Below are 26,799 nucleotides of genomic sequence, written 5' to 3'. Positions count from 1 at the left end.
AGCTCTCCAGCGCCGATGGTAGTTGGACTGACGTCCCGTGAGAGTAGGACGCTGCCAGGCAAATACATATAAATATATGGATGCGATGAGCCGCATTGAGACCTTCCGAGGTCTCTTTTTTTGTATTATAATGAATAATAAATCCTTTAAGGAGATCTTTGATGTATACTTTTGAACTTAATGCTTTATCTGATACTGAACGTTTCGCAAAAGCATTTTCTGAGGAGATAGATCCTGGAACTGTTATATTGTTAAGTGGTGATTTAGGAAGTGGAAAAACAACCTTTACCCAATTTTTAGGAAAATCCCTAGGTGTTAAGCGACATATGACATCGCCCACATTTAACATTATTAAATCATATAATGGGAAGTATAAAATTCATCACATGGATTGTTATCGTTTAGAAGATAGTGATGAGGATTTAGGTTTTGATGAATACTTTAATGACAATGATATTGCCATAGTTGAGTGGCCACAATTTATTGAAGAATATCTACCGAATGAGTATATATCACTAGAGCTATCATATGGAAATGATAATAGAAGAAACTTAGTCATGAATGCGACGGGTGATAATAATATTAGAATAGCAGGTGAAGTTCATGATCAGTTTATTGATTGATACATCAAATCAGGCCTTATCTGTAGCACTTAACCGTGATGGTAAACTCGTTGCGGAAATCAATACGAATTTTAAAAAAACACATTCTGAAACTCTATTAGAAAATATCAATAAACTCTTAAATATTGGAGATATTAAGAAGCAAGATATAGACCGTGTGATTGTTGCAAGGGGACCAGGTTCTTATACAGGTATAAGAATTGCAGCTACTGTTGCTAAGATGCTAGCAAAAGGCTTAAATATCCCACTGTACTCTGTATCTTCGCTCTTTGTACTTGCAGCATCAGAAAGAATTGAGGGTCCTGTAACAGCCCTTATAGACGCTAGACGTGAAAGTGTCTTTACTGCAACATATGACTTTAAAAACAGTGAAGTTAAGATTGTTAACGAACCAAAGTATAAAACATTCATAGATGATAAGGCATCAACTTATTTTTTAAATGGTGATGAGAAGCGATCAATTCATATAAGCGAATTTGTCGACGTTGGACCTAGAATTGCATGTGTAGAACAATATAATAATATGTTAAGGGAAGAAGATGTTGATGCGTTTACCCCTGATTATTTACGTATCTCGGAGGCGGAAAGAAATTGGCAGGACAACCAGCAATAAGAAAAATGCAGCTTGAAGATTTAAATACTGTAATTAAGATAGAAGAAGAAGCATTTAAAGATACGACTTGGACAATTGAGGCATATACGAGGGAACTAGTTATGAATCAATTTGCACACTATTTTATCCTAGAAATAGATGATGAAATTGTGGGTTATACTGGTATCTGGTTGGTCATTGATCAGTGTCAAATTACGACAGTTGCTATCAAAAAATCGATGCGTGGTAAGGGCTATAGCCATCTTTTAATGGAACATATCAAGGAATTTGTTAGAGGTCAGGCAGATACGATTTCCTTGGAAGTTAGAGTAGACAATACACCCGCTTTAACGCTGTATGAAAAAAGTGGTTTTAACTATGGTGGCGTACGTAAAAATTATTATGGAGAAGGGCTTGATGCACACGTGATGTGGGTGAATATTGATGAGTAAAGATGTGAAGATACTAGCAATTGAAACAAGCTGTGATGAAACTGCTGCGAGTGTCATTTTGAATGGTAATGAAATACTATCTAATGTTGTCGTCAGTCAAATAGAGAGTCATAAGAGATTTGGAGGCGTTGTGCCTGAAGTTGCTTCAAGACATCACGTTGAGTCCATTACTAAGGTAATAGAGCTTGCAATGGATGAAGCAGAACTAGAACCAAGTGACCTAGATGCTGTGGCTGTAACAGAAGGTCCGGGTTTAATTGGTGCCTTATTAATCGGTATTAATGCTGCGAAAACTTATGCCTTCGTTCATGACCTCCCATTAATCCCAGTTCATCACATTGCTGGTCATATTTACGCAAGTCAGCTCGAACAACCACTACAGTTTCCACTCGTCTCATTGGTAATTTCAGGTGGCCATACAGAGCTTGTTTATATGAAAGATCATTTTTCTTTTGAAATCATCGGGGAAACTAGAGACGATGCAGTGGGGGAAGCTTTCGATAAGGTCGCCAGAGTGATTGATTTACCGTATCCAGGCGGACCACATATCGATAAACTTGCTCAAACTGGGGAAGACACCTTTGATTTCCCCAGAGGTTTAATGAAGGAAGATACTTACGATTTTAGTTTTTCAGGTTTGAAGTCGGCTGTCATAAACAAACTTCATAATTATCGACAAAAAGGTTTAGAAGTCAATAAAAATGATGTAGCGGCAAGCTTTCAAAAAAGTGTCGTGGATGTTTTAACAGATAAGACCTTCAAAAGCTTAAAAGCGTATAAGGTAAAAAATCTAGTCATTGCAGGTGGGGTAGCTGGAAATAGTGAGATTCGTCAGCGTTTTTCTGAACTGAGTGAGGAGAATGGTATAGCTTTACACATTCCTGCCCTAAAATTTTGTACGGACAATGCTGCAATGATTGGTGCTGCAGCTTATCATTTATATACAAAAGACCACAGAGCAGACCTTACCCTAAACGGTAGAAGTTTTATAGATATAGAGGCTTATGAATTTACGACCTAGAAATTTAGTGTAAATTTTGTTATAATGAGTATAAATAATTTTAAGGAGTGACAGAAATGGGAATCCCACGTATTTGGACAACAATTTTGAATCAATAATTAAATAATTCAAAAGTCTTGTCCAAACTATATTACATGGGAGTAGTATGCCTATTTTTAACACTTTTTATAGTACGGTAAAGACAGCTTAAAGCTGTCTTTTTTTATGACCTAAATATAGTTTGCAAGCTCATAAGGAGTGCAAATTATAATGAATACTTTAACAATAAGATTAAAAGATATATCAGTTAGTTTTGGCAATAAGGATATCTTTGATATCGATGATTTATCAGCCTATATTAATGATCGAATTGCAATTGTTGGTAAAAACGGTACAGGAAAATCAACTTTGCTAAAACTACTTGCAGGTGAATTAGAAGAATATACTGGGGAAGTTCAAAGAGAAAACGACTTTAACTATTTTAAACAAATTGAAGACACTAATTATCAAAGTGATAATGATATGGACTTTGAGATGCTAAGCCGCTTAAATGTTCCAGAGAATGAGGGTATGAGCGGAGGAGAACAAACTAAATTTAGAATTGTTAAAGCCCTTTCGACATATCAATTAGGACTATTACTAGATGAACCGACAACACATCTGGATAGTGAAAGCATAGACTATCTTTTAGATGAATTGAGATACTATTACGGTACTTTAATATTTGTAAGCCATGATCGATATTTTATAAATCAGTTGGCAACAAAAGTTTGGGAAATCTCAGATGGTACGATAAGAGAATTCAATGGGAATTATGATGATTATTTAGAGACAAAAGAAAAAGAAGCACTAGAGCAAGCTCACGAACATGAAAAAACGGTTAAGGAAAAAGCAAGGCTCGAAGCTGCGATCGACAAAAAAGCTCAGAAGGCAGAGAAATTGGCTGGAAAAGCTAAAGGAAATGATATTAAACCGGATCGACTATCAAGTTCCAAACAAAAAGATACTGTACAAAAACAAGCTTTTAAGGCAGTTAAAGCCATGGAGAGCAGGTTGAGTCAGTTAAAAGAAACATCATCGCCGATGGAGAGTAAAGACATTCAATTCCCTCTTTCAAAAGACTTAGAAATGCATAACAAATTTCCGATTATGGGAAGAGATGTATCTATTTCTAGGGGAGATCGATTACTTCTAGATCAGGTTAATTTTCAATTTCCACTAGGAGCAACCATAGCAATAACTGGAAGCAATGGTTCTGGGAAATCGAGTTTCCTAAATGAGTTAATACATGACGAGGAAGGGTTTGAGCTATCTCCTAAAATAAAATTTGGATTTTACAAACAGATGGATTATAAATTACAGGGCAATACCTCTGTCTTAGACTTCCTACTAGCCAAATCTACACTCACTGCAGATAAAATTAGAGCGATATTAATTAATTTAGGTTTTACTATCGATGAAACAATAAAACCAGTGAACAAGCTAAGTGGAGGAGAAGCTACAAAAGTGTCCTTAGCACTCATGTTTGTCGAACCTTCCAATGTGATTATTATGGATGAACCAACGAACTTTATCGATATTAAAACGATTGAGGCATTGGAGAAATTCATTAAGGGCTATAAAGGTACAATTATTTTGACCTCACATGATAAATATTTTGTTAACAGAATCGCTGATTATGTTTATAAAATTGAAAATCAAAACTTAGTAGAAGTTCGCTAAAACGGGTATGTAGTAATGTAAAATTATTTAAGGAGTGAGTCGAAGATTAAAAATGTCCAGTACTTTAACTTTGCGGATGCGTTAGGTGCTTTAAAATTTTATGAAGAAAATTTCGGGGCAACAGAAGTTGAAACAGCTTTAGCGTCTGATCCAATGTTTAAAGAAAACTTAGATCAAGTGGGAATGACTGAAGAAGAGGCTGAAACATTTGTGATGAATGCATCATTTAAGATTTTAGACCAGCCCTTTATGGTAAGTTCAACTTGGGAGCAAAAGGAAATCGACAACTCAGGTGCCATCAACGTTTTTACCTTCGATTCAAGTAACAAAGCGGAAGTACAGACAATTACAGACTTTTACAACAAAGCAGTCGAAGCAGGTTTTGAAGTAACAATGGAACTCGGTCCGACTGAATGGTCGTCACATTTTGGTGGGGTCAAAGATCCATATGGTCTTGAGTGGATGTTTAACGGAGAATAGAAATGTATATAAGCATGTTCTTTTAAAGAGCATGCTTTTTTCTTTTTCATTTACGACTTTACGAACATATATTCAGTTCATAATACGTTTGGTCGGCCTATAGACTGTTCAATAGAGAACATATGTTTTGTCCACAAAGTGTGCATAAGTTGTGGGTAAAACTGTCGTATTTGTGTATTAATCTGTGCATAACTATGTTGAAAACATAATTTTTTGTGGATAAAATCAATGAATTGTTGATAATATAGCATTATAATTGTGGAAAACTCATCTTCCATTTTGTGTATATTGAAATCGAACATACGGTTAAATCCTCTTAACAATATGTATGAATGTGGGGAGAGTAGGAGCGAGTTGGAACTCGAAAAGAAATCGAAGGGCAGCAATCCAGATAGCTGGAACTCGAAAAAAACGACTACCACTCTTCATAAAATAGGTGGTAGTCGTTCATTCAAAAATCTAAAGCTCAGCTAATTTTTCTTCTGCTTCTTCCCATTCTTCCATACTCTTCTCAATACGAGCATTGATTTCAAGGAGCCGTTCATTTAATTCTTGGGCTTTTTCATAGTCATTAAAAACTTCGGGAGCGACAAGTTTGTCTTCAATTGCAGTGAGCTCGCTTTCTAATTCTTGTATTTCCTTTTCAAGTTCTTGACTCTTTCGCTTAATTTTCTTAAGATCATTTCTTCTTTGTTTTTGAGCTTGGTAGTCAACACCTGTATCTGCTTTTGGTGCGTCGACCACACCTTGATTAGTAAATTCCAATTCTTTTTTCTTATGTGTGAAATAACTATAGTCGCCGTCTACCAACAGTACTTTATCCACTTCTATTTCTAATACTTTACTGGCAATCTTATCGATAAAGTAACGGTCATGTGAAACGAATATAATCGTACCTTCAAAATTCGCTAAGGCACTTTCCAACACTTCTTTACTGTCAATATCTAGGTGGTTCGTTGGTTCATCTAGAATCAGTAAATTGTTTTCTTCAAGCATCAGTTTAGCGAGCTGTATTCTCGCTTTTTCTCCACCACTTAGGTCATTGACTTGTTTTTTTACCTCATCTTGGGTAAAGAGGAAGCGGCCGAGTATCTTTCTAACATCGCTTTCCTTCATATGCGGATATGCACTCCACAGTTCTTCTAAGACGGTGTTTACAGATGTAAATTCAGCCTGTTTTTGATCATAGTATCCAATTGAAACATTTGTCCCATATTGAATTTCACCTTTTAATTTAGGGATTAATTTTGCAATCGTCTTAGCCAGTGTAGATTTACCAATACCATTGGGGCCAAGAATACCCAGTCTTTCGCCTTTATCAACATTAAAACTGAGTTGATCTCTTAAGACGTGGTCCTTGTAGCCAATCGCAACATCTTTTAGACGGAGTACATCATTACCGCTTTCCTTTTTAATCGTAAACTGGAAGTCCGCACTCGAACGGTCGATGTATGGTCTATCCATCTTGTCCATCATCTCAAGTTTCTTTCTTCTATCTTTTGCCATACCTGAAGTAGAGGCGCGGGCAATATTTTTATCGATAAAGGTTTCTAAACGCTTAATTTCACCCTGTTCTCTTTCGTACTGTTTCATTTGTAACCTGTAGTTCTTCTCTTTTTCTTTAACATAGTTAGTGTAATTTGTATGGTAAAGCGTGCCACGCTGTAATTCGACTTCAAAAATCTTATCCACTGTTTTGTCTAAGAAGTAGCGGTCGTGAGAAATAATGACGATAGCCCCAGAATAAGTTTTAATATATTGTTCTAGCCATTCGACTGTAGACATGTCTAAGTGGTTAGTTGGTTCGTCTAACAGTAGGAGGTCAGGTTGATTCAGAAGCATCTTACCTAGAGCTAAACGTGTTTTTTGACCACCTGAAAACTCAGCGACTTTCCTGTTTAAATCAGCCTCTGTAAAATTTAAACCTATTAAAACAGCTTTAATTTGAGCATCAATTGTATAGCCGTCCAGTCGCTCGAATTCTAGCTGAATACTTTCATAGCGCTTCAATTGCTCATCATAGTCAGCTTCTGAATTATCATGTTCACTCAACCATGTTGCAATATGCTCCATATCTTTTTGCATTTTTAATATGTGAGCAAATGGCTTTTGCATTTCATTATAAACACTTTCATCTGACTCCAAAGTCATCTGTTGTGATAAATAACCCATGTTTACATGTTTTGGCATACTCAATGTGCCTGTATCATAGGTTAATTCGCCGGCCATAACTTTCATCAAGGTACTTTTACCTGCACCATTTTTACCAACGATACCCAAAGTTTCACCAGATTTTATTTCTAAATCTATATGTTCAAAAATAGTATTTGTACCATATGCCTTAGAGACATTTCCTAATTGTAAAAGAATCATATTAAATACCTCGTTTCCTATTTAATTTTACATGAAAAATGGACAAAATTCGACTAGATATAGCGGTGTCAGCAGATATAGATTATGTTATAATGTGGAGAATAGACATACAGAGGTGAAAGGAATGGCGAACAAGAAGAAAATTCCTAATGCAACTATGAAAAGACTACCTCTCTATTACCGTTATTTTAAGCAAGAAGAACATAATGGTAATGACAGAGTATCATCGAGAGAAATTAGTGAAGCCCTAGATATTGATTCGGCAACCATCCGCCGTGATTTTTCCTACTTTGGAGAATTGGGTAGAAAAGGATACGGCTATAATATCGGAAGTCTTTTAAAATTCTTCATGGAACATATTCAAGGCAACGATGTAAAAAATGTAATTTTAGCTGGGGCAGGGAATCTTGGTAGTGCACTGTTGAACTACAAATTTGCCAACATTCATGATAAAATGAACGTAGTTGGTGCTTTTGACAGTAATGAATCACTTGTAGGTAAAACTATAAATGATATTGAGATTTTTCATGTCAATGATATGGAGCAAATAATCAACCAAGAAAATGTTGAAGTCGCAATTATGACTGTACCTATGGAAGCGGGACAAGAAACAGCGGAACGACTTGAAGCGGCTGGTATAAAAGGAATTTTAAACTTTACACCGATTCGATTGAACGTTAGTCCTGACGTCACAGTACATAGTATTGATCTTGGTGTTGAACTCCAGGCATTATTTTTCCAAATGAAGATTAAATAGGAGGGGTATAATATGATAGATGTTCTTTTACCAAATACATTAATGGCTGTAACTCCAGTTAGCTTGATTGTTATCGCAGTGGTTGCATTAATTATTTTTGGACCGAAAAAGTTACCACAATTTGGACGTGCAGTAGGGTCTACTTTAAAAGAGTTTAAAGATGCAACTAAAGGGCTTGCTGAAGATGACGAAGAAGATGACAAAGTCAAAAAAGACGATAGCGCAGTAAGCAAAAAAGAAGAACCAAAGAAAATTGAATCAGAAGCTTAAACTAGGGGTGGCGAAAGCCGCCTCTTTTTAAAGAGGTGAAAGCTAAATTGGTAGATGAAGAAAGAGATTTTACAGAGCATTTTGATGAATTGAGAAAACGTATATTGATTGCAATGTACTTCTTTGTTGCCGCTCTATTTATAGGTTTTTTCTTATCTAAACCTTTAATAAATCAAATGCAAAATGCACCCTGGACAGAAAATATTCAAATGCATGCATTTCAGGTTACGGATCCATTAAAAATATACTTAGTTGTTATCATTATTATTGCATTCATAATTATCTTACCAGTAATCTTGTACCAACTCTGGGCATTTATTGCACCGGGATTGTATGAGAAAGAACGAAAAGTGACCTTGCTATACATTCCAATAGCCATGGTGTTGATGTTAATCGGTATGGCTTTTTCATACTTTATAGTTGTACCATATATTATTCAATTTACATTTGAACTATCCCTTGAAATGGGTATAGAAACGACTATAGGAATTAATGAATATTTTGGTTTTCTATTTAGAACCGTACTACCATTTGGCGTTATTTTCCAACTGCCAGTCGTAGTACTATTCTTAACCCAACTTGGTATCATTACACCAATGTTCTTAAAACAAAATAGGAAGTATGCATACTTCATTATGTTTGTACTGGTTGCTTTAATTGCACCGCCAGACTTTATGACGCATTTATTATTAACAGTACCGATGATTATCCTCTACGAAATTAGCATATATGTATCTAAAGTCGGTTACCGAAGATATTTAAAAGCAGAACAACAACTCTTAGAAGATGAATTAAAATAAAACGGGAGGCGAGTGAACAGATATGCCAAAAAAGCTAGAAGAATTGACACGTACAGAAACGGATCAGCTGATTAAAACGGCGAGTGAATCGAAGTGGCAGTCCGTATATCATGTTCAGCCACCGTTTGGTTTTTTAGGTGCCCCGACTGGTTTTAATTATATAAACGGTATCTACCATTTATTTTATGAGTGGTCACCTGATAGTCGTCTTGTAGAAACACCAGACTACAAATACATATATCATGTGACTTCTAAGGACTTAGTTCATTTTCACAATGAAGGTGTCAAAGTTAGACCAGGTAGTTTATATGATGAACATAGTATTCACGGTGGTAGTTTATCGAAAATATTTAATGAAGTATCGTACTTTTACACTGGGGAACGCGTGAAAAATGATACGACACTTGTCACTCAGCTTGGTGGCTATATGAATACGGATGGCAAGATTCAGAAGTATCCAGCGCCCTTATTAAGAAATTCTCCAGCAATGACAAAAGAATTCTTTAGAAATCCTTATGTAACGGTCATCGACCGGGAAGTCGTTATGTTTATAGGCACCATGAATGATGAAGAATTCGGGCGAGTAGCAGTATACAGAGGACCTTCAGTTGAGGACTTAAAGTTCGATGGTATATTAGATACTGGCTACAAGGCCTTCGGTTATTTGTGGGAAAGTCCGGAATTCTTTGATCTAGACATGGATTCAGTCTTTATCTTTAATGCTAGAGGCTTAGATAAATTTGGACATCATTTTTGGAATATCTATCAGTCAGGCTATATGATTGGAGATTTTCAAAGAGAAGGCAATTATTTTATACATGATGAGTTCTATGAATTCGATAGAGGTTTCGATTTTTACCGGCCTGTAACAACGCTTGATGAGGATGGAAATAGAGTGTTAATAGCTTGGATGGGTGCAGAAGAGAGTAGCTATCCGTCTAGAGAAGATGAAACAACAGGTGCGTTGACGATTCCAAGAATATTAGAAGTTGAGAATGATCGATTGATACAAATACCACACCCAGCACTTGAAAAGTTACGGGGTGAAGCTATTACTGCTGAAGGCTACTTCAGAGAATATCCAGCAAAATTGACGGATTTCTACGGGGAGGTCTATGAGTTAATCGTCGATATTTTAGAAAATAACGCTTCGATATTACATATCTATTTACGAAAAAATTCACGTCATGAAACAAAATTAACCTACGATAGTACAGAAGGCGTTCTGACCCTAGATCGTACATTTTCTGGAGAAACGATTGAGAATGTTGATGGAACCACGAGAAGTGTTGAACTAGAAGAACCTTTAGATAGTTTAAGAATCTTTATGGATCACTCTTCAATCGAAGTATTCGTGAACGATGGAAAATACACGATGACATCTAGAATATTTCCAAGTCATGATGCTAAAGGTGTGGAATTTGTTACAGAGTACGGAGACTGTCATGTCCAGCTCATGCAGTATTCATTGACTAGCCGAACATAATGAAATAGAAAGAAAAATAAGATAATTACAGATAATAGCATATATTTATGTAACATTTATTTCGTTAGAGTGCTATAATTACACCATAATATTGAAAAATTAAAAGAAAAAGTCTGCTAAATGAGGTGTATACAAATGTTTTCTGTACTTAGCCAAATTAACAAACGCTTAGAATATATGACGCCAGTAGAACAAAGAATTGCGGATTTTATGCTGACCAACCCTAACAAGGTTATCAATATGCCTGTAAAAGAAATTGCGAAAAGTTCGGACACAAGTGATGCCGCCATAGTTAGGTTTGCTAAAAGAATTGGTCTTCGGGGTATCAAAGAATTAAAAGTTGAACTTGCTAAAGAATTGCATACCTTAGATAAGGAAAAAATTTCACGAGTGATTGAACTAGAAGAGGATAATCATGCTGAAATTTTTGATAAGGTATTTAAAAATACCATTCAAGCCCTATACAATACAGAAAAAATTGTCAGTCGTAAAAAGATGATTGAAACTGCTGAACATATTTCAAAAGCGACAAATACATTCATTTTTGGTGTAGGTGATTCAGCAAACGTTGGCCACGATATCGAACAAAAATTACATAGAGTGAATATCAATGCCTTTTTTACTGCAGACAAATACCTTTGTATGACACGCCTAACAAATGCTAAAAAAGATGATGTTCTTTTTGTGATTACTTTATCGGGTAAGACACAGGAAGTAATTGAAATTGTGAAATTAGCTAAAAAGCTAGGTGTCTTTACAATTATACTAACGCAAAATCATTCATCAGTTGCTAAGAGAAATTCAGATCTAGCAATCGAAATTACTGAAGAAGAAACGAATATTCAATACATGAATATGACGAGTAGAATTGCTCAATTGGTGATATGTGATGTGCTATTCTTCTATGTCTGTAAAGCGCTAGGAACCTCGGCATATCAGACTATAATCAACACATATGATGTCACACATTAAGAAAATTACATTATAATACGCAGATGTTAAGGTTCTGTAACATATTCTATATTTTATAGTATTTCTTCATTCATTCCCTTATAATTTTATATGACATATTTAAGTTGAAAAAGTTATAAAGCTTAGTCAGAGTATATGGAGGGATGAGAAATGAGAACTCGTAAAATTAAAAAAATGAAATTGGCCTCTGCATTAGTGCTGACGACAATACTAATCCCTAACATTGCTTTTGCTGATGAGGAAATAGAAGAAAATTCGAATGCTATTGAAAGTGGTTTGGATGAATCAGTAGAACAAGAAACTGAGGAACCAGTTGAAGAGACAGAGGAACAAGAGGAAGTCGAAACACCACAGATTCAAACATTCAATAATGAAGAAGTAGAAAGTAATGCTAGTGAGACTGATAATGAAGGATCAGAAGATGTAGAAACAAATGGTCAGCCAGAACAAACAGAAGAAGAAATGACTGATGATTCAGGTTCAGGCGAAACGGAAAATGACACAACTAATGATTCTGGCGTAGAAGAAACAGAAAATGATGCACCAATACTAGAACCAGCTGATCCTAACGATGATGGTGAAGGAAATGATACCACACCACCAGTTGATGATAGTGAAGACGGTACAGAAGTACCAACTGAGACCCCATCTGAAGAAGATACTAACATTGATGAAGGATCGAATGGAAATTTTGAAGAAGATTCAAATCAAGAACAACAAGGTTCAGAAGAGAATCAAGGTGAGGCGGACGTTAGCTCACCCAGTAACCAGACAGATGAAGGTACAGAAACTGATTTACCAGAGTACACAGAAAACAATGATTTAGGTGAAGGTCAGGAACCAAATCAGAACAATAATCAAGAGAGTAATTCATCAACTTACCCAGAAGAAGAAAAGGCTGGTAATGCTTCTGAAGAAGCGGTAGATACTGATAACAGTGATAATGAAACAGAAGTGGAAACACCAAATGAAGCGGCTGAAGTAGAAGAAAGTTCATCAGAACAGTCAGCAGTATCAAAACCGAAAAAACTGTATCGTTATGATTATGGTGATATCTTACGAGGGATAACATTAGAAAGTGAAACGATTGAGAAAGATATTTCAACGTTAGATCAACGTGTATCCAGAGTGATGTCATCAAAAATCATTGAAGAAAAAGATTTAACTGAAGCAGACAAATTAGAAATTGAAGAGAAGATTAAAGCCGAAGAAGTTACAGCTGAAAGTGAAAGAGAAGAGCTACCTAACACAGGAGAATCAAACAACTCTAACTTTGTTATCGTAGGAATCCTATCACTTTTAGGCGCAGGTTTAGTGCTCTCATCAAACTTATTTAAAATAAATAGTTAAATATTGTTGAAACATGCCTTCTGTATATTAGAAGGCATGTTTTTTATTTGGTTAAGTAGAAAATAACTTAAGTGATGTAGGTGTGCTTCGAAATAAAAACGAAGCACACCAATTACAAAAACCCCCATTACAGAGCGAAATGCTCAGTAATGGGGAGAAGCAATTAATCATAACTAATCAATATATTGCGACTTTACCATAAGGTCCGTCGATTGTTTGGATTTCTGTTTCGAAGATATCTGTTAAGATCTCGGGATCCATGATTTCATCTACTGTACCGTAAGCGGCAATTTTGCCATCTTTCATTGCACAGATTCTATCTGAATACTTCGCGGCAAAGTTAATGTCATGCATTACGGTAACGATTGTTCTACCGAATTCATTTGCTGCTAGTCTTAAATGATCCATCATCTGGACTGAGCGTGCAACATCTAGGTTATTTAATGGCTCATCTAAAAGAACGTATTCAGTTTCTTGGCAGAGGACCATAGCAACATAGGCGCGTTGTCTTTGTCCCCCTGACAGTTCGTCTAAATATCTGTTCTCGAGCTCTGTTAATTTTAGAAAGTCGATGTATTTAGATATAATTTCTTCGTCCTTTTTGTTGAGATTACCTTTTGAGTAAGGGAATCGACCAAACCCAACGAGTTGTCTAACTGTCAGGCGTGTAACGAAGTGGTTCTCCTGCCTTAGAATCGTAATAATCTTAGCAAGATCCTTAGATTTTGTGCTTGAGACATCTAAATCAGCGACTGTAATGTTACCTTCATCGATATCTAGAAGCCGGCCGATCATCAACAAGGTCGTAGATTTTCCTGCACCGTTAGGGCCAATCAAAGATGTTAGACCAGCTCTAGGAATTTCTATATTTAAAGGACCAATTTCTACTGAATCAGTATATCGTTTTTTAATATCATTAATTTTTATCATAATTTCCTCTTCCTTAATATCACTATCAAGAATATTATTCCACCAACAAGTTCAATGATAACAGATACAACGCCTTGGGCACTAACAACATGCGTCATTACAAAGTAGGCAGTTGTTAACACTGCAAAACCAATGGCTAAAGACATTGGGAATAAAAATCTGTGATCATATGTTGGTGCAGCTTGGTAAGTTAGAGTTGCAACTAAGAATCCGAAAAACGTCAATGGTCCAATTAAAGCCGTTGAAATAGACATTAGAATTGCGACTAAAATTAAAGTATAGATAATGCTCGCTCTATGACTTGTGCCTAATGTCGAGGCAACATCTCTTCCTAGGCTAAGTACGTTAAGTTTTCTTGAGAACAAGAAAAGTAGAACTGCAACGATAATCACTAGGGGAATAACAATCGGGAAGTATTCTGGATCTGCATTGTTAACAGAACCAAATAATCTAGCTTGTAAGATATCAAACTCAGAAGGTGCAAGCACTCTTCTCATGAATGTTGAGACAGAGCCTAAACCACTTCCAATAATAATTCCCACTAAAAGCATTAGCTGTAGATTGCCGTATTTTCCAGATAGTAACCAGCCATATAATATTAAACTCATTATGACCATTAAGGTAACTTGTATACCAAATGCTTCAGGGCCACTGAAGTTAACTAAGGCTGTCGCACCAAAGAAGTAAATTGTACTCGTTTGAATGGCACCATATAATGATTCAAAACCGAGTAGGGACGGCGTGATAATCTTGTTATTCGTCACAGACTGAAAAGCGACTGTAGACAAGCTATGACATATCACAGCAATTGCCATCGCAATGACTGCAGCAATTCTTCTCTTTGTAACAGGAATAAAAGAAGGAGAATCGACAGGAACTGGGTTATTGTAAAGTAGTAAACCTAATGAAGACAGTAGACCAACGGATAATAATACAATGAGCAATACCCAATAACGTGTTCTTTCTTTTTTGTTACGAAATGCTTTTGCTGATCTTCTTTTATTGTGAAGCGCTGTGGAGAATTGATTGTTCGTTGTTTCCATTTATCGAATCCTCCTTGGTCTTCTTTGTCTAAGTAGTAGGGAAATAAACACAATTGCACCCACAGTACCTAGAATAACTGAAACAGAAATTTCAAATGGCATGATGATTGTACGTGAGATAATGTCACAAATGGTAATGGTACACATACCGATTACACATACCCAAGGTAAGTTACTCCGTAGATCATCACCTCTAAATAAGGAGACAATATTAGGCACAATGAGACCTAGAAACGGTAAGTAACCAATTACAGCAGCAACAATCCCGACTGCGAGTGAGATTAAACCAGTTGCAATTAAGACGAGTAGGTTGTAATTCACACCTAAGCTCGTTGCTATATCTTCACCAAGACCAGCTAAGGTAAGTCGATTAGCTAGTAAGAATATAAGTATACAAATAATGACAATGATCCATAAGTATTCATATCTGCCTGCTTGAACGGAAGCAAATGAGCCAATAAACCAAGACTCAATATTTTGAGTCATTTGGAAAAGTAAACCTACGAACGTAGCAACAGCAGAAATGACAGCTCCAAGCATCAATCCAATGATTGGAACGATAAGTGAAGATTTTAACTCAACACGACGTAAAAACATAAAGAAAATCATAGTCCCAATAAATGAGAATACGATTGCTCCAGCCATTCTTAACATTAGAGAAGGCGATGGTACAAGCAGGTAAACACAAAGTAAACCCAGACCTGCCCATTCCATTGTTCCTGTTGTCGTAGGTTCAACGAATCGGTTCTGAGTAATTAATTGCATCACCAGTCCTGACATTGCCATAGCAGCACCAGTTAATATCAAGGCAACTGTTCTTGGTATACGTGTAGTGAAAAACATCTCCATTCCATCTTCTTGTCCACGGATGTCGTATACACCAGTAAATAAGGAAATAGTACCGAGAATGAATACAGCTATAACTGCCAAGATGAAAGGCTTAGTCCATATTTTATTATGATTATAAAGAAGGGATTGGGAGTCTCTCCCAATCCCACCCATGTCTTTATGTGACACTATAAATTGCTCCTTTGATTACTCAGCTAGTGCTTCAGCAAGGTTGTTAAACAATTCTATATAAGTTTGGATTGATTCGTTTGTGTAAGTATCCTCAGGTGCATAGACGATGTTATCTTCTGAAACAGCAGTCGTGTTTTGTAGTGCAGGAGAATCTGCGATTACATCCTGTGCTGGAATTGATTCTTCACCACTACTAGATACAGCAGCATCACGGTCTAGAACAAATAGCCAATCAGGATTCGTCTCAGCGATTGCTTCAACAGACACTTCGTCACCTTGGTGGTCAGTCGATGACTCCTCAACTTCTAATGCTGGTTGCCAATCAAAGATTTCATACATTGGACCCCAAACACGTCCGTTACCTGGTGCAGAGAAGTTGATGCTACCACCAGAAACGATGACTGACATTACAGTGCTTTCACCGTCGTATGCTTCTTGTGCAGCAGTGATTGAATCTTCAAATTCAGTGATTAGTGCTTCAGCTTCGTCGCTCTTATCAAAGATTTGCCCAAGTTGAGTTGTGATATTTTTGAAACCATTTTCGAAATTTTCACCTGGTGTTTCTGCTTCTTCAGAAACGTCTATGTTAAGGTCAATTACAGCAGCTTCAGGAACGATTTCTTTAATATCTTCGTAGTAGCCTGCGAATCTTTGACCAACGATAACAAGATCAGGGTTAACAGCTGCGATTGCTTCAAGATTTGGTTCACGATGGTTACCAATGTTCTCGATAGACTCATCAGAGGAGTAAGAGATATCAGCTGGAATTAAGTCTTGAGGTGCAGCGGCAAGTTCAACGCCCCAGTCTTCAAGTGTTTCGAAAGTTCTGTTGTCCAGTGCAACAACAGTTTCTGGGTTAACAGGTACTTCAACAGTACCGTGGGCATCTTCAATTTCTACAGTAGAAGAAGATGCGTCTTCAGAAGCTTCCTCTTCAGTTGTATTTTCATCGGTAGCCGCGTCTTCTTCAGTCGCACTTTCCTCTGAATCAGTGTTCGAACAAGCAGCTAGTACTAGAACAAACACAGCCATAAATAAGATGAACTTAAATTTATTCATTGGAAAACTCTCCTTATGATATATTTTGTCCAATGAAATTAACCAATACACTATGTATGCTTCTTTAATATTCACTGTGTAGTATAACAGTGGATTATAAATATTACAAATGGTATTGAGAATCAATTTCAATTAGACTTATATAAGTCATTATAGAGTAGACTTCTGTGAAAATCTTGTGAATAAAGCATATATTTAAAACTTTTTAATTAAATTTGTCGTCTGTCAAATTTTAGACAATATTTTATTCCATCATAGAGTAACCTCTACCATATATAGTACTTATGTAATTACCATTTTCTTCATCATTGATCTTTTTACGTAAATAACCAATATATAAGTCCACGACATTAGTATGCACTTCATTGTTATAGCCCCATAGCTCGTTCAACAGCAGTTCACGACTCAATACTTTGTTTTTATTATTCACTAAGAAAATGAGTAAATCATATTCTCTTTTGGTGAGTTTGATAGTGTGACCATCTTTCGTGACTGTCTTTTTGTCATCATCTATAGATAAATTTTTAAAAGTATACTGGGATTTTGAATATGAGTTTGCAGTTTCTCGAATGCGAAAAATAACATTAATTCTTGCAATCAGTTCTTCGATGTCAAAAGGTTTTCTGATATAATCATCAGCCCCAGCATGTAGGCCTGCTATACAACTTTCTGTAGAGATGTTATCTGTGATAATTATGATAGGTGTGGACTGACGTTCACGAATTTTTTTACAAATATCAGGTCCAGGAAGATTGAGATCATCCCAGTCCAGTATGATAATATCCCATTTTTTTGTAAAAACGATATCTAAACCGTCATCCTCATTATGTAAAGTGACATCGAAATGATTTTCTTTACTAAAACCAGCCTTAATTTTCTTAGACTTTGAACGTTTATTTTTAATTACGAGTAATTTTTTCATGCGTCCACCACCTTCTATTAAAATTACTTGTAATAATGAGATGTATTGAAATATATTGTGATAATCATTCTCATTTATCTACTTAATATATATATTAACGATTGGAAAAATATAGTGCAAGGAAGAAAGATAAATTTTTGCAGGAATTATTTTTAAGTGATTAAACTCAATGTTCTGATACATATTTTTAAGTAAATTACTTTATAATGGGGAATGTAATTACAAAAAAATAGAGATGAGAAAATTGTCACAGACAATTATGAAGAAAGAAGCACCTAACAATATTATAGTGGGGATTATCCTTTATATATTAACTTACTGATTGTTTGCACAAGCATTCCTTAATATTGGGCCATCTGTACAAGCAACATATTCAGATACTAGTAGTACAATTATTAATCTTTCGGTAAGTTTAACATCATTCATTACTGGGGTTTTTATGGTTGCTGCAGGGAATATTGCCTATAAGATTGGTTATACTAAAATTACCTATATCGGTGTTATTTTAAGCATCATTGGATCTGTGATTATTCTCCTACCATTCCATAGTTCATTTTTAATAGTAGGGCGTATCGTACAAGGATTCTCAGCGGCAATGATTATGCCAGCAACGATTTCTATATTTAATAATATTTTTGAAGATATACAAAGTGTAATAAAAACAGATTATGCTAGATATGTGGATAAGAGAAATATTAATCATCCTGAAAAATACCATATATATAATAGTATGTCTGATCGAGAGTTCATTGAGACAATTCAGGATTATATTTTAGACTTTAATGATGGACATATGTGGTTTATTGGAAAAAATTATTCATTACCTAATATAGGCTTCAAAGTACGACGATTTGAAAATAGTTTGTATGTGATTGAAGCTAAACAAGAAAATAGATTGCAAATTGGGGACGAAATAACAAAAATAGATAATGTTGAAATATCAAAAGTAGGAGAGATACACTCCAAACAATTAGAAGAAAGTATCTTTGAAAGACAACAATGGAATTTACTTCTTCGTAAGTTTTCAGAAGTGGAAGTAGTTAGAGATAATAAAACTTTTAAGTTGCTGTTGTCAAGCTATGAAAATGAAGATTTCGTAAGTACTCATTCAGCTAAGCAATTGGATGACAAAACAATGTTATTGAAAGTAACAGATTTTGCTGAAGAAAAACCCATTGTTGATTTGGTGAGAAACAATAAAGACTTAATTGAAAAGAGTGAAAATCTAATTATAGATGTGCGTATAAACAATGGAGGAAATGATGAGTTTTACTTTCCGTTATTAGACTATATATTTGAAGAGAATATAGCTTTTAAAGATTTATTTACAGAAGATGAAGCTATGTATACAAATTATACAAAGAGAAATTGTGATTTGTGGTTGAGTGTATTAGAAGAGTACTTGGAGCAAGAGCTTGAAGAGGATACTATAAAGTCACTACAAAGTGATATTGAGGACATTAAAGAACATTATGGTAAAGGTTTTGTAGAAGTACCTGAAGAAACAGAGTATTTAATTTGTGGTCAAGCTAAACCTAATAACATATATATTTTGACAGATTACTATTGTGGTAGTTCCGGTGAGACTTTCGTATCTAATGCTAAAAAGTCCATGAAAGTCATTACAGTTGGACGTCCTACAATGGGAATTATGTATTACTTTAATCTAGTTACAGTAGATTATGGTGATTTTGAATTTGACTATAGCATTTCAAAAATGCATGAAAATAGCTTTACTTACGGGATGGGAATACAGCCAGATTATTATATACCTTGGTCACCTGAGCATTTAAAGGAAGATAAGGATCTATTGTATGTTCAACGTTTAATTAAAGAAAAAGATATGAGAAAGGACTAGTTTTAAATGTTATGGCTTAATTTATTAATGATTGTCCTTGTAATAGTCGGTCTACTTATATTTGCATATGGAATTTTCAAGGCGAGTGATGTTCAAGTATTCTTTGGAGAACTGATTGTATTTACGCCAATTTTCTGGCTTACATTTGATTTTAATTTGTTACCATTAGCTCCTGTATTTTCTTTGTCTGTAATGTATTTTTTACAGTCTATTAATTCAAAAAAGCAAGTTGAGAACAACAGTTAAGGGGTTGGTCTTCAATGGAGATTTATGTTAAACGTAGAACTTTGTATTTAGGATGGCTAGGCTCATTAGAACTTAAGTTTAATGGCGAAAGAATAAGGTCAATACAGGGGAAAACCACACATAATTATTCTATTCCTGAGAGTAACGACATCTTATCATATCTTTCACTATTTGATCGATCTCGTAAAATAAATATAAAAGACGGAGATACTATAGTGATTAAAGAAACAATTCTGAGTAAAATGATTAATATCCTTTTTTTGACTACTATATTAGGATTTTTAGTGTTTAACTTTTATAGCTTCGCAACAGGCGTTTATCTAGATCATCCATTTATAAGATATACTCTGATTACGCTAAGTATTTCACTAACTGTTATTTTTGTAATATCACTTTTCTTCCAAAATTATAAGTTTATTATAGAGAATGAGAAATAAACTTTTTTATCAATTTGCTTGATTTTACTATAACTGTTTGAGGTATTTCCTATTTTGATAGGGAATGCCTTTTATTTTTTATTAGCACAAGAAATATACTATTTAAAGTTGATTTACCAGACTAAGATATATAGTATAAAAACATATTCTTAATTTTCGAAAATTTAAAGGGGGATATTATGCTAACACTTTTGAAAAATGCTGAGGTCTATGCACCGGAATATTTGGGGCAACAATCAATTCTACTCATTAACAACAGGATAGGGAAAATCGGTGATGTGGATGAAGCGGCTGTGAAATCACTAGGGGTAGAATACAAAATTATCGATGTGAAAGGCAATATTGTCACACCAGGGTTCATTGATCCTCATGTCCATTTACTTGGTGGTGGTGGGGAAGGTGGATTTGCTACGCGTACGCCTGAACTACAGCTCAGTGATTTGATTCAATCTGGTATAACATCTGTTGCAGGTTTAATTGGAACGGACGGAACAACACGTCACCTAACTTCCTTACTTGCTAAGGCACGTGGACTTGAAATTGAAGGGGTATCGACTTATATCTACACAGGAAATTACGATGTGCCAACACCAACCATTACATCAAATGTTAAAGATGACGCAATTTTAATCGATAAAGTCATCGGTACAGCTGAAATTGCCATTGCTGATTCTAGATCAGGTCAACCTAATGTTCATGAACTCGCAAAAATCGTCGGACAAACACGTGTGGGTGGCATGTTGAGTGGTAAGGCAGGTATCACGCACTTCCATACCGGTCCGGGGAAAGCTTATCTTTCGATTTTACACCAGTTGTTAGATGAGTATGAATTACCGGCAGGAAATCTACATGTGACACATATTACAAGAAGTAAGGGATTATTTGATGATGCAATTCGACTAGCTAATCGAGGATCTTATGTCGATATTACAGCTGATGATGAGACATATCAATGGGTCTCTTACTACAAAGATCATGGTGGGGATTTATCGAAACTGACTATTTCTTCTGATGGAAATGGCAGTTTACCTAAGTTCGATGAGGAAGGGAACTTACTCGGCTTAGGTGTTGCAAGTACTAGAACTTTATTTGATCAAGTTGTTGCTACTTTAAAAGATGGAAAACTTAGCCTTGAGGAAACATTGAGATTAGTTACGACAAACACTGCTGAAGCATTGAAATTAGACAAGAAAGGGAAAATTGTAGAAGGAAAAGATGCAGATTTACTCGTATTAGATGGGGAATCCTATCAACTTCAACACGTATTCGCCAAGGGACAACATATGTTTCTGAATGGAGAAGTTTTAGTTAAAGGAACGTTTGAATAAAAGGGGGGACAAGATATGAAGAGAAAACCAAATTTATTTGAAGCATTTTCTCCTATTGTAGTCATGTTACTACTGTTAGCGATTGGTTTTGGCGTATTTGATTTAAATCCAGAACCGCTATTAATACTATCTTCTGTCTATGCTGGCTTTATAGCTTTAAAAATTGGCTTATCTTGGTCAGATATGATGGATGGCATTCAAGAAAAAGTAAGTCAAGCAATGCCTGCGATTTTAATATTAATTTCTATTGGTATTTTAATTGGTACATGGATGATTTCAGGTACCATTCCAATGCTAATCTATTATGGGCTTGAACTGATCAATCCCACATTTATTGTACTCATCGCCTTCGTAGTATCCGCGATTATTTCAGTTGTGACAGGGACATCATGGGGATCTGTAGGAACAGTTGGTGTTGCATTGATGGGCATTGCAACGGGTCTTGATGCTAATCTTCCTGCTACAGCAGGTGCCATTGTCGCTGGGGCTTACTTTGGAGATAAATTATCACCACTTTCAGATACTACAAACCTTGCACCCATTGCAGCAGGTAGTGAACTATATGAACATATTAAACACATGTTATGGACAACCATACCTGCCTCCATCGTTGCAATGATTGTTTACTTAATTGCAGGTTTCAATACATCAGCTAGTGGAGCTGAATCTGAAACAATGACAGGTATGCTGACAACGCTTAATGAAATGTTTAATTGGAATATACTCTTATTAATTCCACCTATTATCATTCTATACGGTGCTTTAAGAAAGTATCCAACCTTACCAGTGATTATCTTTTCTTCAATAGTGGCCGCTTTACTAGGAATCTTTATACAAGGTTTTACCATACAAGATGTGTTTGCTTCAACAGTTACAGGTTTCGACGTCAGTATGGTAAATAAAGATGGTTTCGATAGCACATCCGTCATGCCGGAAGTACTAGATTTAATACATCAAGGTGGTATGCAGTCAATGACAAGTGTCATCCTTATTGCTTTCTCTGCATTTGCCTTTGCAGGAATTATGACGAAATCAGGTGCCTTGGATGTTATCATTGAACAATTGCTTAAGTTTGTTAAACGCACAGGTGATTTAGTTTTGTCTACAGTGCTATCTTGTTTAACCATGGCACTTGTTACAGGTAACTCTTATCTTTCAATTATCGTACCTGGTGAAATGTTTAAAGACACTTATAAAATGAAAAATCTAGCAGCTAAAAACTTATCAAGAACTCTAGAAGACTCAGGTACTGTAGTGGTTCCATTGATTCCTTGGTCATCTGCAGGTGTGTTTATGGCTGGAACACTTGGTGTACCGACGCTTTCATATGCCCCATGGGCAGTTGTATGTTATGTAGGCTTTATATTCGCAATTATTTTAGGGTATACTGGTATTGGTATCGCTAAAGATTTAAAAGCAGAAAATAATATAAAAGAATAATATGTTCTAAGACATCTTCAAAACTGAAGATGTCTTATTCATAGGAGTGAATAATTATGAACCTTAAGACCTATCAAAAAGACCTTGATTACTTATTGGAAGACTATTATTTACCAGAAGAACAAAAACAGTACTCAGCTATGCCAAGAATAGCTGTAGAGATTTCAGAGACCAACAGTAAAAGGTATTCAATGATGGGTATTGATGAAAATCGTTTAGTGACTTTCTTTATTTTAGAAGAAGGTGAAGCGGTAAAAACATTTTCTAAAAATGACAGAGATATTCTCTTACGGTCGTTTTCAACTAACTACAAAGATCAAGGGAAAGGTTATGCTAGAAAAGCTTTAGAATTAACACCGGATTATATACGAGAGAATCTACCTCATATAAATGGTATTGTCTTAGGTGTAAATAAGGTGAATATCCCAGCCCAAAAACTATATGAGAAATGTGGATTTATCGATGAAGGGAATAGAGTGATGGGACCGAAAGGCGAGATGAAAGTGATGAAATATTATCTGTAGATTATTGTTATAATGTAGGAGAAATACAGGGTAAAGGGGATGCAAATGGTACATATTAAATTACTCACTACAGGTGGGACAATCGCAAGTAAAAGAGATCCACAGACAGGCTTACAGAAAACTGGTGTAATTAGTGGTAAAGTATTGATGTCGCAGTTAGAGATTGACGACAATATTGAAATCAGTGTTGAAGAGATTTTTAGTAAATCGAGTGGTGCCCTTACATTTGAAGATTTAATCCACTTAAAAGATAAAGTGACAGAACACATATTAGATAATGAAGTTGATGGAATTGTTTTGACACATGGTACAGATACTTTGGAAGAAACATCGTTTTTTTTAAGTCAGGTGATTGATACGACAAAAGCAGTCGTTGTTACAGGCTCACAAAGGGGACCAGAACTTATTGGTAGTGATGCCTATGCAAATCTACAAGATGCTATTACTTTGGCCGCTGCACCAGATGCTAAACAAATCGGTGTAAGTGTATTCTTTAATCAAAAAGTTTTTATGCCGAGATTCGTTAAGAAGATTAATTCAATGAATGTTGACGGCTTCGGTGGTGGCGGTACAGGATACCTTGGGACCGTCGACGGTAATGATGTAAAAATATATCAATATCCAAAAAAGCACGATACATATAAAGTGAAAGAGAAACTAGCGAATGTGGATATAATTAAATGTGCTCTAGATACTGATGAGAAATTTATAGATTGTGCAATTGAGCATAAGGTAGACGGTCTAGTGATAGAAACCATGGGACGCGGTCATGCAAACGATAGAGTCGCTGCCGGCGTTAGACGAGCAATTGAACAAGGTATTACTGTTGTTATTACCACAGCCTCAGAAGATGGCGATGTGAAAGTGGCCTATGATTTCTCTGGAGGCATATCACAATTTAAAAAAGACGGTGCAATTAATGGTGGCTCTTACGATAGTAAAAAAGCGAGAATTAAATTAGCAGTTATGTTGGGTGCTGGAGAGACAGTTACTAAGGAAGATTTTTGGTATTAAAATAATTAATATCTTTAATGATATAATAAGTTAAATACAACTGAATATTCAGTTTTCAATTGTAATACAAACATCGGGGTGAAGGAATGAAGTCATTAAAGATTGCAACAATTCCAGGTGATGGGGTTGGTAAGGAAATTATGCCGGAAGCGGTTCGTGTTCTTGAAAAAATTGCAGATGTACACGGTGGTTTGAATTTTGATTTTACAGAGTTTCCATATAGCTGTGATTATTATTTAGAACACGGCAAGATGATGCCAGATGATGGTTTGGACCGTCTCAGTCAATTTGACAGTGTATTTTTAGGCGCTGTTGGTGATGTGTCTAAAGTACCCGATCATATTTCATTGTGGGGTTTACTTTTAAATATTCGTAAAGAATTTCAGCAAGAGATAAATATCAGACCGGCTAAGTTGTTGAAAGGTATTGAACCCAAACTAGCGAATCCAAATCCTTTTGATATAGTTGTCGTCCGTGAAAACAGTGAAGGGGAATACAGTTCAATTGGTGGACGTATTTTCCACGATGATAATGAGATTGCCATACAAAACAATGTGTTCTCAAAACGTGCGACTAAACAAGCAATGAATGTCGCTTATGAATTAGCAGGTAAGAGAAAAGGTTTAGTCACAAGTGCAACGAAGTCCAATGGAATTTTTCATGCCATGCCATTTTGGGATGAGATTTTTGACCAAGTTTCCAGTCAGTATCCAACTATAAAATCAGACTCAAAACATATTGATGCCTTAGCCGCATATTTCATTACTCATCCCCATGAATTAGATGTCGTGGTGGCAAGTAACTTATTTGGAGATATATTATCGGATGTTGGCGCAGCAATTATGGGAAGTATAGGAATCGCACCTTCAGCTAACCTAAATTTAAACGCCAAATTCCCATCCATGTTCGAACCAGTACATGGATCTGCACCAGACATTGCTGGAAAAGGTATAGCTAATCCAATTGGACAAATTTGGACTGCAAAAATGCTATTGGAATTTAACGGTGAAGAAGAAATTGCAGATCATTTATTGAAAGTCATTGAAGATGTCACTGCTGATGGTTATCAAACAGGAGACCTCGGTGGAAAATACAAGATGACAGAAGTGACAGATGAGATTATTAAGAGATTAGGTAAATAAAATGAAATCAGGTGTGGGATTTGAGTTCCCACACCAGATTTTTTGTTTGATTTGTCTATAAGTAGTTGTGAATTGAGTGACTTATAGATTTTTGAAGCCATTTTGTCTACAAGTGGCTGCAATTTAGAGGACTTATAGACTTTTGAAGCCATTTTGTCTATAAGCACCAACTTTTTAGAACACTTATACAATCCCAACACAACAATTCACCACAACATCAACCTCGTATAGATAATCTAGTTTACTTGCTTACGTGAAAATGTCAGCGTACCGATAATCACCAGTATCATTCCAATGATCAACCCTAATACTAAATACATATGAGGATTCACAGTATCAATGAGGCTTTTATCGCTTATGGTCATACTTAGTAATGGGTAAGCCCAGGGGTATAATGGTGCAATTGATGGAATGGGTGCGATTAAAAGATTAGGAATGGTTAATACTGCGTTAATGAGTATCGGTGCTGTGTAGTTTTTCCAATGTGCTGAAATTAATAACATCAATGCAATTAATGGTGCACTGGCAAGCCATCCGTATCCAAGGCTGGTCAGTATTTCTGAATAGGGTAGTGGTTCACTGATTTCATGAATTACTTTAATAAGGAATAGACTAAAGAAAATGAATCCTTGAGTGACGGCGGTTAAGCTAAATGAGAGAGTAAACTTCACCAAATAAATAACAGATTTTCTAATTGGCATAGTTAAATACAGTTTCCAATTTTTCTGGTCATGCTCATAACGGCATGTAAAAGCTGTGATGATTCCCGTGAGTAAAGGTAGAAGATAGATACCATATAGTCCAATCATTCTTGAAAAAATATCCATCCAACTATAGTCACCTAAGTTAGCATAGTAATTTCCAATTAAGAAACAAAATAATGGGCCGATAAAAATCAGATACCAGACTTTTGATTTCAATAATTTATAAGCTTCACTTTTAAATACTCTAATTAACAT

General features: G+C 35.6%; 25 protein-coding genes. 18 read left to right on the top strand and 7 right to left on the bottom strand.

Annotated features, from left to right (window positions below; translation table 11 throughout):
• The first annotated feature begins 161 nt into the window (after positions 1 to 161).
• From tsaE to EYB29_RS09160, 6 genes are all read left to right on the top strand, one after another.
• Positions 162 to 623 carry a tRNA (adenosine(37)-N6)-threonylcarbamoyltransferase complex ATPase subunit type 1 TsaE gene (gene tsaE / locus EYB29_RS09185; RefSeq protein WP_035857062.1) on the top strand — a complete coding sequence of 154 codons (462 nt, stop codon included), beginning with the start codon at positions 162 to 164 and terminating at the stop codon, positions 621 to 623.
• Positions 604 to 1,236: a tRNA (adenosine(37)-N6)-threonylcarbamoyltransferase complex dimerization subunit type 1 TsaB gene (gene tsaB, locus EYB29_RS09180; protein ID WP_026867291.1), complete on the top strand. Its 633-nt coding sequence runs from the start codon at positions 604 to 606 to the stop codon at positions 1,234 to 1,236. The genes tsaE and tsaB overlap by 20 nt, the downstream gene beginning before the upstream one ends.
• A 5-nt stretch (positions 1,237 to 1,241) precedes the next feature.
• Positions 1,242 to 1,667 carry a ribosomal protein S18-alanine N-acetyltransferase gene (rimI, locus tag EYB29_RS09175; RefSeq protein WP_051220556.1) on the top strand — a complete coding sequence of 142 codons (426 nt, stop codon included), beginning with the start codon at positions 1,242 to 1,244 and terminating at the stop codon, positions 1,665 to 1,667.
• A complete protein-coding gene (tsaD, locus tag EYB29_RS09170) occupies positions 1,660 to 2,688 on the top strand; it encodes a tRNA (adenosine(37)-N6)-threonylcarbamoyltransferase complex transferase subunit TsaD (RefSeq protein WP_026867293.1) in 1,029 nt (342 codons plus the stop codon). Before rimI ends, tsaD begins: the two co-directional genes overlap by 8 nt.
• Before the next feature lie 249 nt (positions 2,689 to 2,937).
• Complete coding sequence (gene abc-f / locus EYB29_RS09165) at positions 2,938 to 4,389, top strand: ribosomal protection-like ABC-F family protein (RefSeq protein WP_026867294.1); 1,452 nt, start codon at positions 2,938 to 2,940, stop codon at positions 4,387 to 4,389.
• 45 nt (positions 4,390 to 4,434) lie between these two features.
• The gene (locus EYB29_RS09160) at positions 4,435 to 4,869 is read left to right on the top strand and encodes a VOC family protein (RefSeq protein WP_026867295.1); all 435 of its coding nucleotides are present in this window, start codon (positions 4,435 to 4,437) and stop codon (positions 4,867 to 4,869) included.
• A gap of 459 nt (positions 4,870 to 5,328) precedes the next feature.
• Here the strand turns inward: EYB29_RS09160 and EYB29_RS09155 are convergent, their stop codons facing one another.
• Positions 5,329 to 7,242 (bottom strand): ABC-F family ATP-binding cassette domain-containing protein, encoded by a 1,914-nt coding sequence (locus EYB29_RS09155; protein ID WP_166627099.1) that lies wholly within the window; start codon positions 7,240 to 7,242, stop codon positions 5,329 to 5,331.
• Between the two features lie 124 nt (positions 7,243 to 7,366).
• Here EYB29_RS09155 and EYB29_RS09150 point away from each other — a divergent pair, with 124 nt between their 5' ends.
• The 6 genes from EYB29_RS09150 (at position 7,367) to EYB29_RS09125 (ending at position 12,877) form a co-directional block, all read left to right on the top strand.
• Complete coding sequence (locus EYB29_RS09150; protein WP_166627098.1) at positions 7,367 to 7,999, top strand: redox-sensing transcriptional repressor Rex; 633 nt, start codon at positions 7,367 to 7,369, stop codon at positions 7,997 to 7,999.
• 42 nt (positions 8,000 to 8,041) lie between these two features.
• Positions 8,042 to 8,269 (top strand): twin-arginine translocase TatA/TatE family subunit, encoded by a 228-nt coding sequence (locus EYB29_RS09145; RefSeq protein ID WP_166627103.1) that lies wholly within the window; start codon positions 8,042 to 8,044, stop codon positions 8,267 to 8,269.
• Positions 8,270 to 8,304: 35 nt separating this feature from the next.
• Complete coding sequence (gene tatC, locus EYB29_RS09140; protein WP_256370670.1) at positions 8,305 to 9,069, top strand: twin-arginine translocase subunit TatC; 765 nt, start codon at positions 8,305 to 8,307, stop codon at positions 9,067 to 9,069.
• A 22-nt stretch (positions 9,070 to 9,091) separates the two neighbouring features.
• Entirely contained in the window at positions 9,092 to 10,555 is a 1,464-nt protein-coding gene (locus EYB29_RS09135) for a glycoside hydrolase family 32 protein (protein ID WP_026867283.1), read from the top strand.
• 135 nt (positions 10,556 to 10,690) lie between these two features.
• Positions 10,691 to 11,527, top strand: a complete 837-nt coding sequence (locus EYB29_RS09130) for a MurR/RpiR family transcriptional regulator (protein WP_166627097.1) — start codon at positions 10,691 to 10,693, stop codon at positions 11,525 to 11,527.
• A 150-nt stretch (positions 11,528 to 11,677) separates the two neighbouring features.
• Positions 11,678 to 12,877, top strand: coding sequence for an LPXTG cell wall anchor domain-containing protein (locus EYB29_RS09125; RefSeq protein ID WP_166627096.1), 1,200 nt, complete (start codon positions 11,678 to 11,680; stop codon positions 12,875 to 12,877).
• Between the two features lie 177 nt (positions 12,878 to 13,054).
• On the opposite strand, the gene EYB29_RS09120 is transcribed toward EYB29_RS09125, so the two are convergent.
• The 5 genes from EYB29_RS09120 to EYB29_RS09100 form a co-directional block, all read right to left on the bottom strand.
• Positions 13,055 to 13,807, bottom strand: a complete 753-nt coding sequence (locus tag EYB29_RS09120; RefSeq protein ID WP_166627095.1) for an iron ABC transporter ATP-binding protein — start codon at positions 13,805 to 13,807, stop codon at positions 13,055 to 13,057.
• On the bottom strand, positions 13,804 to 14,850 hold the full coding sequence (locus EYB29_RS09115; protein ID WP_166627094.1) for an iron chelate uptake ABC transporter family permease subunit: 1,047 nt from the start codon (positions 14,848 to 14,850) through the stop codon (positions 13,804 to 13,806). The genes EYB29_RS09120 and EYB29_RS09115 overlap by 4 nt, the downstream gene beginning before the upstream one ends.
• Complete coding sequence (locus EYB29_RS09110; RefSeq protein ID WP_166627101.1) at positions 14,851 to 15,852, bottom strand: ABC transporter permease; 1,002 nt, start codon at positions 15,850 to 15,852, stop codon at positions 14,851 to 14,853. It abuts the gene before it with no gap.
• Between the two features lie 33 nt (positions 15,853 to 15,885).
• Entirely contained in the window at positions 15,886 to 16,929 is a 1,044-nt protein-coding gene (locus EYB29_RS09105) for a siderophore ABC transporter substrate-binding protein (protein WP_026866710.1), read from the bottom strand.
• A 244-nt stretch (positions 16,930 to 17,173) separates the two neighbouring features.
• Positions 17,174 to 17,851, bottom strand: coding sequence for a response regulator transcription factor (locus tag EYB29_RS09100; RefSeq protein WP_166627093.1), 678 nt, complete (start codon positions 17,849 to 17,851; stop codon positions 17,174 to 17,176).
• 322 nt (positions 17,852 to 18,173) lie between these two features.
• Between EYB29_RS09100 and EYB29_RS09095 the strand changes: the two genes are divergently transcribed.
• The 6 genes from EYB29_RS09095 (at position 18,174) to EYB29_RS09065 (ending at position 25,840) form a co-directional block, all read left to right on the top strand.
• Complete coding sequence (locus EYB29_RS09095; protein ID WP_166627092.1) at positions 18,174 to 19,709, top strand: MFS transporter; 1,536 nt, start codon at positions 18,174 to 18,176, stop codon at positions 19,707 to 19,709.
• An 862-nt stretch (positions 19,710 to 20,571) separates the two neighbouring features.
• Complete coding sequence (gene iadA / locus EYB29_RS09085) at positions 20,572 to 21,720, top strand: beta-aspartyl-peptidase (RefSeq protein ID WP_026866715.1); 1,149 nt, start codon at positions 20,572 to 20,574, stop codon at positions 21,718 to 21,720.
• A gap of 15 nt (positions 21,721 to 21,735) precedes the next feature.
• Positions 21,736 to 23,160 carry a Na+/H+ antiporter NhaC gene (gene nhaC / locus EYB29_RS09080; protein WP_026866716.1) on the top strand — a complete coding sequence of 475 codons (1,425 nt, stop codon included), beginning with the start codon at positions 21,736 to 21,738 and terminating at the stop codon, positions 23,158 to 23,160.
• Between the two features lie 56 nt (positions 23,161 to 23,216).
• On the top strand, positions 23,217 to 23,684 hold the full coding sequence (locus EYB29_RS09075) for a GNAT family N-acetyltransferase (protein WP_026866717.1): 468 nt from the start codon (positions 23,217 to 23,219) through the stop codon (positions 23,682 to 23,684).
• Positions 23,685 to 23,729: 45 nt separating this feature from the next.
• Entirely contained in the window at positions 23,730 to 24,698 is a 969-nt protein-coding gene (locus tag EYB29_RS09070; RefSeq protein ID WP_051220496.1) for an asparaginase, read from the top strand.
• An 86-nt stretch (positions 24,699 to 24,784) separates the two neighbouring features.
• A complete protein-coding gene (locus EYB29_RS09065) occupies positions 24,785 to 25,840 on the top strand; it encodes a tartrate dehydrogenase (RefSeq protein WP_026866719.1) in 1,056 nt (351 codons plus the stop codon).
• Between the two features lie 236 nt (positions 25,841 to 26,076).
• Here the strand turns inward: EYB29_RS09065 and EYB29_RS09060 are convergent, their stop codons facing one another.
• On the bottom strand, positions 26,077 to 26,799 hold the full coding sequence (locus EYB29_RS09060) for an ABC transporter permease (protein ID WP_026866720.1): 723 nt from the start codon (positions 26,797 to 26,799) through the stop codon (positions 26,077 to 26,079).

Source organism: Jeotgalicoccus sp. S0W5, from assembly GCF_011634875.1.
In the GTDB taxonomy this organism is placed as follows: domain Bacteria; phylum Bacillota; class Bacilli; order Staphylococcales; family Salinicoccaceae; genus Jeotgalicoccus; species Jeotgalicoccus marinus.
The sequence above is the reverse complement of the archived record's forward strand: the minus strand, read 5'-3'. Positions and strand labels throughout refer to the sequence as shown.

What these genes read in the sequence shown, in the direction of transcription:
- EYB29_RS09110 (WP_166627101.1), bottom strand. Translation starts at nt 15,852, where the DNA reads ATGGGTGGGATTGGGAGAGACTCCCAATCCCTTCTTTATAATCATAAT.
- nhaC (WP_026866716.1), top strand. Translation starts at nt 21,736, where the DNA reads ATGAAGAGAAAACCAAATTTATTTGAAGCATTTTCTCCTATTGTAGTC.
- tsaD (WP_026867293.1), top strand. Translation starts at nt 1,660, where the DNA reads ATGAGTAAAGATGTGAAGATACTAGCAATTGAAACAAGCTGTGATGAA.
- EYB29_RS09130 (WP_166627097.1), top strand. Translation starts at nt 10,691, where the DNA reads ATGTTTTCTGTACTTAGCCAAATTAACAAACGCTTAGAATATATGACG.
- iadA (WP_026866715.1), top strand. Translation starts at nt 20,572, where the DNA reads ATGCTAACACTTTTGAAAAATGCTGAGGTCTATGCACCGGAATATTTG.
- EYB29_RS09145 (WP_166627103.1), top strand. Translation starts at nt 8,042, where the DNA reads ATGGCTGTAACTCCAGTTAGCTTGATTGTTATCGCAGTGGTTGCATTA.
- EYB29_RS09105 (WP_026866710.1), bottom strand. Translation starts at nt 16,929, where the DNA reads ATGAATAAATTTAAGTTCATCTTATTTATGGCTGTGTTTGTTCTAGTA.
- EYB29_RS09070 (WP_051220496.1), top strand. Translation starts at nt 23,730, where the DNA reads ATGGTACATATTAAATTACTCACTACAGGTGGGACAATCGCAAGTAAA.
- EYB29_RS09100 (WP_166627093.1), bottom strand. Translation starts at nt 17,851, where the DNA reads ATGAAAAAATTACTCGTAATTAAAAATAAACGTTCAAAGTCTAAGAAA.
- EYB29_RS09155 (WP_166627099.1), bottom strand. Translation starts at nt 7,242, where the DNA reads ATGATTCTTTTACAATTAGGAAATGTCTCTAAGGCATATGGTACAAAT.
- EYB29_RS09075 (WP_026866717.1), top strand. Translation starts at nt 23,217, where the DNA reads ATGAACCTTAAGACCTATCAAAAAGACCTTGATTACTTATTGGAAGAC.
- EYB29_RS09150 (WP_166627098.1), top strand. Translation starts at nt 7,367, where the DNA reads ATGGCGAACAAGAAGAAAATTCCTAATGCAACTATGAAAAGACTACCT.
- EYB29_RS09060 (WP_026866720.1), bottom strand. Translation starts at nt 26,799, where the DNA reads ATGTTAATTAGAGTATTTAAAAGTGAAGCTTATAAATTATTGAAATCA.
- tsaB (WP_026867291.1), top strand. Translation starts at nt 604, where the DNA reads ATGATCAGTTTATTGATTGATACATCAAATCAGGCCTTATCTGTAGCA.
- rimI (WP_051220556.1), top strand. Translation starts at nt 1,242, where the DNA reads ATGCAGCTTGAAGATTTAAATACTGTAATTAAGATAGAAGAAGAAGCA.
- EYB29_RS09115 (WP_166627094.1), bottom strand. Translation starts at nt 14,850, where the DNA reads ATGGAAACAACGAACAATCAATTCTCCACAGCGCTTCACAATAAAAGA.
- EYB29_RS09135 (WP_026867283.1), top strand. Translation starts at nt 9,092, where the DNA reads ATGCCAAAAAAGCTAGAAGAATTGACACGTACAGAAACGGATCAGCTG.
- EYB29_RS09065 (WP_026866719.1), top strand. Translation starts at nt 24,785, where the DNA reads ATGAAGTCATTAAAGATTGCAACAATTCCAGGTGATGGGGTTGGTAAG.
- EYB29_RS09125 (WP_166627096.1), top strand. Translation starts at nt 11,678, where the DNA reads ATGAGAACTCGTAAAATTAAAAAAATGAAATTGGCCTCTGCATTAGTG.
- tsaE (WP_035857062.1), top strand. Translation starts at nt 162, where the DNA reads ATGTATACTTTTGAACTTAATGCTTTATCTGATACTGAACGTTTCGCA.
- abc-f (WP_026867294.1), top strand. Translation starts at nt 2,938, where the DNA reads ATGAATACTTTAACAATAAGATTAAAAGATATATCAGTTAGTTTTGGC.
- EYB29_RS09120 (WP_166627095.1), bottom strand. Translation starts at nt 13,807, where the DNA reads ATGATAAAAATTAATGATATTAAAAAACGATATACTGATTCAGTAGAA.